At 36.3% G+C, this 9920-nt stretch carries 3 protein-coding genes and 2 CRISPR repeat arrays; all 3 genes read right to left on the bottom strand.

Features of this window, described 5'->3' with window-relative positions:
- Positions 1–219 precede the first annotated feature (219 nt).
- A CRISPR array of direct repeats spans positions 220–1806; the repeat unit is 47 nt; unit sequence GTTGTGAATTGCTTTCAGAATTGTACTTTGTACTTAGGATTCACAGG.
- Between the two features lie 107 nt (positions 1807–1913).
- Positions 1914–3959: direct repeats of the CRISPR family, unit length 47 nt; unit sequence GTTGTGAATTGCTTTCAGAATTGTACTTTGTACTTAGGATTCACAGG.
- 408 nt (positions 3960–4367) lie between these two features.
- Positions 4368–4715, bottom strand: a complete 348-nt coding sequence (gene cas2 / locus DHD80_RS15110) for a CRISPR-associated endonuclease Cas2 (RefSeq protein ID WP_251742298.1) — start codon at positions 4713–4715, stop codon at positions 4368–4370.
- A 70-nt stretch (positions 4716–4785) separates the two neighbouring features.
- Entirely contained in the window at positions 4786–5682 is an 897-nt protein-coding gene (cas1, locus tag DHD80_RS15105) for a type II CRISPR-associated endonuclease Cas1 (RefSeq protein ID WP_251742297.1), read from the bottom strand.
- The gene (gene cas9 / locus DHD80_RS15100) at positions 5679–9899 is read right to left on the bottom strand and encodes a type II CRISPR RNA-guided endonuclease Cas9 (RefSeq protein ID WP_251742296.1); all 4221 of its coding nucleotides are present in this window, start codon (positions 9897–9899) and stop codon (positions 5679–5681) included. The genes cas1 and cas9 overlap by 4 nt, the downstream gene beginning before the upstream one ends.
- Positions 9900–9920 lie beyond the last annotated feature (21 nt).

The following is a 9920-nucleotide window of genomic DNA, read 5'->3' as shown; positions in this document are numbered from 1 at the left end:
ATCCAAATCGCTGAATAGCAACCCCACAATTTAGACCAATCCCCATAGTAGACAATCGGTAAACAACCGGTTCAGTCAACACTGCGTTCATGTTGGGCCGTACCGGCCACACGAACGCTTAGTTATTGTGTGTAGTAGCGGTGTTGTGAATTGCTTTCAGAATTGTACTTTGTACTTAGGATTCACAGGGGTGGCACAATAGAAGATGTGAAGGAATATGTTGTGAATTGCTTTCAGAATTGTACTTTGTACTTAGGATTCACAGGGATATGAACATTTTGGAAACCGGTAAGATGGTTGTGAATTGCTTTCAGAATTGTACTTTGTACTTAGGATTCACAGGTAACTCCCTTAGCATAGAACGTGAGTTCATGTTGTGAATTGCTTTCAGAATTGTACTTTGTACTTAGGATTCACAGGTGTCCTTAAACCATCTCGCACCACTTACGGGTTGTGAATTGCTTTCAGAATTGTACTTTGTACTTAGGATTCACAGGTGAGAAGGTAGCTAATACAATGTACGATGAGTTGTGAATTGCTTTCAGAATTGTACTTTGTACTTAGGATTCACAGGACAAAGAAAAATGATGCAACTATCGAGTTCGTTGTGAATTGCTTTCAGAATTGTACTTTGTACTTAGGATTCACAGGAAAACGCCATTTCAACCCGCGTTGACGGAAGTTGTGAATTGCTTTCAGAATTGTACTTTGTACTTAGGATTCACAGGATCAGAACGCATGATAATAGCTTCATACCCGTTGTGAATTGCTTTCAGAATTGTACTTTGTACTTAGGATTCACAGGGGAGGTGTAGAAGGTGAACAAACTGTTTTAGTTGTGAATTGCTTTCAGAATTGTACTTTGTACTTAGGATTCACAGGGTACAGAATCTAAGAATACACATAGAAGCCGGTTGTGAATTGCTTTCAGAATTGTACTTTGTACTTAGGATTCACAGGGGATAAAGTTAAAATAAGGTATAATGATTCGTTGTGAATTGCTTTCAGAATTGTACTTTGTACTTAGGATTCACAGGAGTGAGACCGGTAAAAGAGAAGTCTTATGAGTTGTGAATTGCTTTCAGAATTGTACTTTGTACTTAGGATTCACAGGAATAATGGATATTACAATGTCTACCAAAAAGTTGTGAATTGCTTTCAGAATTGTACTTTGTACTTAGGATTCACAGGAGCGTGTAAGTACGCAAAAACTTAGAGTAAGTTGTGAATTGCTTTCAGAATTGTACTTTGTACTTAGGATTCACAGGTTATTTTTCCTTTGTACTTAGGATCTTTTAGTTGTGAATTGCTTTCAGAATTGTACTTTGTACTTAGGATTCACAGGGGATAAAGTTAAAATAAGGTATAATGATTCGTTGTGAATTGCTTTCAGAATTGTACTTTGTACTTAGGATTCACAGGGATGTTAAACTCCTTACCGCCTTGATTTCTGTTGTGAATTGCTTTCAGAATTGTACTTTGTACTTAGGATTCACAGGGCTGCGTGGTTCACTTGTAATAAACTTAATGTTGTGAATTGCTTTCAGAATTGTACTTTGTACTTAGGATTCACAGGAGCACGGGAGTGATGAACACGTTTCTTATCGTTGTGAATTGCTTTCAGAATTGTACTTTGTACTTAGGATTCACAGGATAATTCCCTCTTAACCCCTATAAAACATAGTTGTGAATTGCTTTCAGAATTGTACTTTGTACTTAGGATTCACAGGTAATAATAAGACATTTAGATAGTAACCCAGTTGTGAATTGCTTTCAGAATTGTACTTTGTACTTAGGATTCACAGGGATCTAAACTTTTGCCTTGTTGTAATTGGTGTTGTGAATTGCTTTCAGAATTGTACTTTGTACTTAGGATTCACAGGCGTTGACTACAAAGCCATCGATACGTTCAAGTTGTGAATTGCTTTCAGAATTGTACTTTGTACTTAGGATTCACAGGTTTCATTCAACGAATTAAATGTGGCGGATCGTTGTGAATTGCTTTCAGAATTGTACTTTGTACTTAGGATTCACAGGAAATATATTGAATTAAGATTGTACACCTTTGTTGTGAATTGCTTTCAGAATTGTACTTTGTACTTAGGATTCACAGGTTGAACCCATCATACACGCCGCTATCTCCTGTTGTGAATTGCTTTCAGAATTGTACTTTGTACTTAGGATTCACAGGCGATCGAAACATTTGATGTGACCATCGATGTTGTGAATTGCTTTCAGAATTGTACTTTGTACTTAGGATTCACAGGTCATGAATGATAAATATAGTGTTTATTTCTGTTGTGAATTGCTTTCAGAATTGTACTTTGTACTTAGGATTCACAGGGAACGCTAGAATAGGCCTAGTGTATCTACCGTTGTGAATTGCTTTCAGAATTGTACTTTGTACTTAGGATTCACAGGTATTAATGAGGGTTACCAATGGTTAATTGGGTTGTGAATTGCTTTCAGAATTGTACTTTGTACTTAGGATTCACAGGTAAAATTGATGATTATACATTTAGAGTTGAGTTGTGAATTGCTTTCAGAATTGTACTTTGTACTTAGGATTCACAGGAATACTAATAATAATAATGGGGGCAGAACTGTTGTGAATTGCTTTCAGAATTGTACTTTGTACTTAGGATTCACAGGCTGTTAGGAATAAAAGAAGCGATAAACGACGTTGTGAATTGCTTTCAGAATTGTACTTTGTACTTAGGATTCACAGGCAATTTCAACATCGTCATCCATGTATGTGGTTGTGAATTGCTTTCAGAATTGTACTTTGTACTTAGGATTCACAGGTATGGGAAATAACATCTATGCACCTAAAAAGTTGTGAATTGCTTTCAGAATTGTACTTTGTACTTAGGATTCACAGGGAAAAGTTTTAGAGCAGTTGAATGTCCAGGGTTGTGAATTGCTTTCAGAATTGTACTTTGTACTTAGGATTCACAGGAGCAATTATATAAAAAGGAGTAAACCACCAGTTGTGAATTGCTTTCAGAATTGTACTTTGTACTTAGGATTCACAGGGCCGGGGCTTTTTGCGAATATGGAGTTAGTGTTGTGAATTGCTTTCAGAATTGTACTTTGTACTTAGGATTCACAGGTTCTGCTCCTTCAATATACACGCCATCTCCGTTGTGAATTGCTTTCAGAATTGTACTTTGTACTTAGGATTCACAGGGATCTAAACTTTTGCCTTGCTGTAATTGGTGTTGTGAATTGCTTTCAGAATTGTACTTTGTACTTAGGATTCACAGGGAGTTCTTGCAAGCAATAAGCCAAGAACTGGTTGTGAATTGCTTTCAGAATTGTACTTTGTACTTAGGATTCACAGGATTGTAAACGATGGCTCTCAATGGGCTGTTGTTGTGAATTGCTTTCAGAATTGTACTTTGTACTTAGGATTCACAGGTGTGAGTTTTACGGAAGCTACTGTATCAGGTTGTGAATTGCTTTCAGAATTGTACTTTGTACTTAGGATTCACAGGAACAGTCCCCGGACAGTCAACATCCGTACAGTTGTGAATTGCTTTCAGAATTGTACTTTGTACTTAGGATTCACAGGATGGAGAATACCTCTTATTAAAGCAAATATGTTGTGAATTGCTTTCAGAATTGTACTTTGTACTTAGGATTCACAGGGTCGGAACCCCAAAGGGAAAGCAGACTAAAGTTGTGAATTGCTTTCAGAATTGTACTTTGTACTTAGGATTCACAGGATAATGAGGTGCTTTCCTACGATGATGTCAGTTGTGAATTGCTTTCAGAATTGTACTTTGTACTTAGGATTCACAGGATAAAAGAAGCTATGAACCACAAGCTAATAGTTGTGAATTGCTTTCAGAATTGTACTTTGTACTTAGGATTCACAGGATTGATTAAGTTTTCTACTGCTATGAATGAGTTGTGAATTGCTTTCAGAATTGTACTTTGTACTTAGGATTCACAGGATACCCGCCCTAAAAAGCTGGTATCCTGTTTCTTAGGTGCATTTTTAGGATTGAAAAATAAGGAGGTTTTTAACCGCTACGGCTCGCATACAAATTCCTTTTTTGTTTCTGATCTGGATAAATGAAATTTTCTTCTGGCGTCACAATGTAAGCAGATTGTCATTTCGACAGCGCAAGGCCTGCGACAGCAAGGCAATTGCGACGAGAAATCTCACCTCGTAAAGCAGCGTCTGTTTAAAGTTTCCATCTCCATCAATAAGATGAGATTTCTCCTTTATCGGAATGACACGTAAAAACATCATATTCTGCCAGTAATAAGTTGACAATCGCTATACCTAGTAAAATTCCTTTTGAAGGATATATGTAATAAAAGAGATCCCTCGACTGCACTCGGGATGACAGGAAATTTTAGAAAAGCTCCAACTGCTGTACCGGTGCTTCCACTTCAGCTTCTTTCTGCCCATGGAACAATTCGATCATCCCAAATTGTTTATCGGTAATTTGCATCACCGCTACTTTTCCTTTCTTGGGCAAGGCGTTTTTGGTGCGTTTTATGTGCACCTCGGCATTTTCCCGACTGGGGCAAAAACGGCTATAAATAGAAAACTGGAACATCCCAAAGCCATCGTCCAGTAAATTTTTGCGGAAACGGCTAGCCGCTTTACGTTCTGTTCGGGTTTCGGTTGGCAGATCAAAAAATACAAGTACCCACATGCTCCTATATTGGTTTAGTCTTGAAAAACGAGAATCTTTCATAAAATAACATTGTTCCTAAATACGCTTCGACAAGCCTGCCTGCGGTAGACAGGCTCAGCGGGACAGGATCTTATTGAAATTCCGGGTACAATATTTTTCGGCTCAGGCCATAAAAACATTCATATAAACTATTGGTGGTCCGGCTCATGGCCACCATCAGCGGACTCCGCTTATCATCGATAACCACATCCAACGCCGGTATTTGTAATAGCTGGCTTTTTAAAAAAGTATTGAGTTCTTCTATATTTTCCCCGCTTTCCACTATTTCATAGACCAATTCATCTACAAAGGGGCGGTAGGGCTCCATAACATCATCTGCCAGGCAAAACGCATTATATTTATTGCGGTGAAAAATTCCCACGCCCGGCAACATGCCACTGCCCACCAAAGCCCTGGCGGTAACCGCCCTAAGAATGGCGTAACCATAATTGAGCAAATTATTGGGAGGGATGCCTTTTTGATAGCGGCTAAAACCTTCAATATCAAACAGATTTTGCCAGTAATGGGCGGCAGCTATGGCTTCATGATTTGCCGTATCACCGCTTTTTACTTCCCCGGCCCATCTGGCCAATTTTTTATGGTTTTTGCCCCTCTGTAACAAATGTTCCGCCTGGTTGGCAATTTTTGCGCTAACGGTTTGCTGCCATAAATTCTTTTTTAGCGGGAGGCTTGCATTTAACTGGTGGCGTATACGTTCGGACTGTTCGGTATGGCCTTCGAGTGGCTGCAACAAACTACAGGGTAAATGTTGTTTATCGCAGTTTACCACAGCAGCTTTGTTCTGAATAAGCTTGGTGATTAACCCATTGGTCAGTGTGATTTGAGGGTTTTCCAATATCAACATCCCAATATCTTCAATGGGCACTGTTTTATCCTCTTTATCATCTTCCGGGTAGGAAACTACCAATTGTTCGTTTTTAGTGCTTAGATAAGCCGGATTGCCAAAAAAGAGGGTGCGTTTGATCATATTTCTATTCTTGTTATATTACCCAACCTGTCTGATTTTAATTTCCAACATCTCCTTTTTATCATTGCGTCTTTCTCATCGTCATCCATAATTTCTATATTTTTTAAATTTTGAATACGCTCACTTTTACTATTACTTCCATTTTCATTTTTCTTAATTTCTGTTGCATTTGGATAAGGGACGAAAAAACATTGATTTTTGGTAGAACTAACCATTTTATAAATCTGTTCGGAATTGAAGCCAGAAATAGATTTAAAATTTACTGTGCTTGGATTATTAACCTCATTTTCAGAAGGCACATAAACCAGATCTTCAGGAGATAATGCAAATAAGAATTTACCCAAAGAGTCATCTGTAGGTACTTCAGTGCGTTGTTGCTTTTCCAGTTTTGCCACTTCCTTTTGATGTCTTATGACTTCAATCAACGGAACGGTCTCAAAATTTCGTTTCTCATTTTCCTCATCCCAATAAATATTAAAGAACATATTGTTCCCTTCCGTAGCTTCCATCTTTTTATGCTCTGTATAATAGCTTTCACCTAAATCAAACCTCTTATCTCCATCCTCTACAAAACGGACATTAAATACGGGATGCTTTCCAGATTCTTTTCTTTCCAAATTGAATTTATCAATACCATCTGAGCTAAACAACGCGTACTCAATATTGCCATCATTGATATTTTTGTATAGAAATTTTTCCAAATCTTTTTGTAATTGCAGGTCGCCTACTTTCCAAATACTTTTTTGAACTTCATCAACCGCATCCATAATTGCTTTTTTAACTACCTCACTTTGGCTACTGTTTTTCTCTAAAAGAGAACTGACCTTATTTAAACTGGCAGCTGTAATTTTATTAATGGGTTGGCGTTTACCATATTTAGTTGTTTTGATGGCAAATCTTGCCTTAGTTACTTTAAAACCGTATTTATTTGTTGTAGAATGTGATTTCACATATTTCTGTGAAGCACCTATATTTTGATCATTTGCTCCAAAAACTTCATTTATTTGATCCTTTATTACATCATCTAAAATAAATTCTCGCTTACCAAAACTTGTATGTAAATCCAAAACATCGAACTGCATTTTGATCTCTCCATAAGGCATTGGATCGTGCATTGCTTTGCGTATTGCCCAATTTGTCCCCTTTTGTGCTGCGGTTTTCTTTTTCATTACACCGTCATCTTCTTTCCATTTTATATATTTATTGGTGGCTTTATTTATGACCCTTTTATCTTGTTTAAAACTAACTACTGTTTGTTCAAGTTCATTTTTGGCATCTTGGGTAAAAGTTTCCCAAGGTTTATAATATTGCCATTTGTAGTTTCCATTTGCATCTGGTTTCGTTTTAAAACAAAGTTTAATCTTTAAATCGTAGCGTTTTTCTTTATTTTTTCCAGATTGATTGTTTAGATAATTAACGTGCTCCTTTGTTGTACAGGCAATTATCAATGCATCAAGAGCGTGATGGCGGTGATCGAGGCGTTTCTTTGAAAAATTTTTTGCAAATTCATCCGGTACGGTGTTGATCCAGTTTTCATTGCCGTGGCCATCTTTCTTTTTAAAACGGTAATCGTTTGTACCTGTGATTTCATTCATCCTTTCAAAACGAGGTGTTAATAAATCATCCCATATTTGGTTGAGCCCCCAATTTTTTTTCAATTCAGAAGTTATTCTGCCAGTTATAGGAAGTAAATTTTTAGATGTCGCCTCCTGTTCACCATTTTCCCTCACAACATTACTTAAAAGGCTTTTTACGACTTTACTTATGTAGCGGCTATCATTCATCTGTCTGTTTATGAATTTTTCTGGAACTTCTTCACACAGCAAAAATTCAAGTTTCTTTTTGTTTCCTTTAAAGTATGTCTTACAATGCTCTTCATAATTTTCCAAAGATTGGATTTTGATCGTTTTCTCATTAGTAGTAAGTTCAGGAACGATACGCCCAGCATCTCTTTTAATAAATCCATATGCCGTCAAGTTGCCCTTGTAAGGATGCGGATTTATCGCACTCTCACATATTATTTTATTACTAAGAGAATCATCAAAATAGCGTGATCTGGGTATAATATGTTCTATTTCATATGCTGCTGTAAACAATTTACTTAGCGGTATAATATTACCTGTATAGGGCGAAATATAGCCTTGATCAAGCCAAAGCTTATATCTATTGATCTCAGTTTTTGAAGGGGTTGTCTTTTTTCTTATTTTATCTATTTCATCAATTTCAATACCCTTAAAACTTTCTCGGGAACTTGAATAAACCCCTTCCTCAAAAAGTTTGAGGATATCCTGGTGCCCTTTTGAGTAAGGCCTTACATCACCTTCCATAGCTTCATCATTCATTAATTCTTGAAGAATGGTCTTTATCCGTTCATTTGTATCTGTGTTTTTATTGATTGAATCAGTAATTTTTTTTCGTACATCGGAAGAATTTTTCATTTCCCTACCTAATTCGAGGTGGATTTCTGTGAAGAAATCTTCTTCTCCATTTCCATAGCAATCCCATATATCCCTTACCACCCTCAAAGTTTCCGTAACCACTTTTTCAACTACTGGATTTCGTAAACTATGTTGCCTGAATCCACCTTCTATTTTTGGATCAAGATAGCTTGTGATGTGTTGAGGTGTTTTCCAATTTAAGATGTCGCTAACCTCAGAGTGTCTGTTGTAAACTGCATAACTGGCTTGATAGGTATTTAAACCTTCATAAAGATTTTCAGTTTTGGCAAAGCTTTTTAAAATTTGCTTTGAAAGGTCATCATCGGTTATCTTTTCTATTTTAGATGTATCAAAATCAATAGTATTAAGGCGGTCTTTTATAGATGTAATACGTTTTTTTACATCATCTGCAATTTCATCTGGGCTCCAATATTTTCCCTGTCGCATCAATGGGAGCAGCTTTTTAATGGCTTTTTCTGAATAAGCCCCGTAGGCATTTTCAAAAGGTGGGAATTTTATAAAACTTTCGCGAAAGCTCTGTTCATCTAGATCATTATTTCTTGCAAAAGTTTCAAGTGCTTTGCCATATTGTATCCTATCTTTTACAGAATATATAATGTGCCAAAGCTTATTTATAAATTCTGTGGTTAGCAATGATTCTGGATTAACACCTTCCATTTTTGAAAGCCCTGTTTTCATTTGGGCTCGCGTTTCATTACAAGGGTATTTTTTATCTTCGACATTGCTCCATCTGTATTCTTTTTCGCTTAACTCAAAATGCTTTAAAAGCATTTTTTGGTCAATTTCCTTTCTTCTATTTAAGTAATAAAAAAGCTTTTCAATATCTTCTTTTTTGCTGATATATTGCGAAGTGACGTCTTGATCTAATTTTATTTTCCCTTCTATTTCAGCTTCTCTTTTATAAATGCGCAGGTTGTGGATAAACTGCCAAATCCTAAATTCTTGGAATAGTGGATGGGACTTAGAAATACATTTAAGAGGTTTTTCTATTTTTTTTCCTTTTAAAATATAAGTACGGCTTTCATAAGGGCAGTTGGAAATAGTTGATTTCTTACTTTTTAAAGGTCTTTGATAAAAAATAATATCTTCAACAAAAAAGTATTTGAAGCCTTTTGCTACAATGTTCGCCTTATGCGCCTCGTTAAAGTTGTACAGTTTGTTAATGCAATCTTTGTAAAGATGATCGTCATTAAGTTTGGAATGAAACGGAATCTGAGTTTCTAAAATCTTCTCTAGTTCTTCCTTGTAAAATTTACGCTCAATGGTTTTTACAAGCTTACCGCGTATTTTTTGGGTAGGATTTTTTAGTAGCGAATCGTAGATGTATGATCCAACTCCGACTACTTTATTTTCAGAGTTGAATTTTTCAATTTTCTGCTGAGTTTTTTCTTTTATCGCAATCCAATCCTCTTCAGAATTTACTTGTTTGTACTTTTTTTGAATTGTGCCATCCTTTAGCTCTTTGGTTGTTACAATAAACTCTTTGGTTTTACCAATCCAATTTTCAGTATTAACAACCTGTTTATCATATTTATCTCCAGTGGCAAAATAAATATCAAATAGTTTTTTTCCTTTAATTTCTTTGCCGGAGTCCACAGCTTTATCAACTAAAAGAGTCATAAACTCTTTATCCTTGTTCTTATCAAACTCTTCTTCTTCACCTCTCGCTTGATAATATCCACGTTTTTGATTGAAGTTGAGCAGGAGCCAGGCAAGTTCTTGTTCAGAGATTTTTTTGGTTAATGCTTTTTTCCGCAAATAATAAAGTGTCCAGTCGTA

The sequence above is a fragment of the Gramella sp. AN32 genome (assembly GCF_023718305.1).
Taxonomy (GTDB): domain Bacteria; phylum Bacteroidota; class Bacteroidia; order Flavobacteriales; family Flavobacteriaceae; genus Christiangramia; species Christiangramia antarctica.
The sequence above is the reverse complement of the archived record's forward strand: the minus strand, read 5'-3'. Positions and strand labels throughout refer to the sequence as shown.

Bases quoted from the DNA above. Each gene is read 5' to 3' on its own strand.
- cas1 (WP_251742297.1), bottom strand. From the start codon at position 5,682: ATGATCAAACGCACCCTCTTTTTTGGCAATCCGGCTTATCTAAGCACT.
- cas2 (WP_251742298.1), bottom strand. From the start codon at position 4,715: ATGAAAGATTCTCGTTTTTCAAGACTAAACCAATATAGGAGCATGTGG.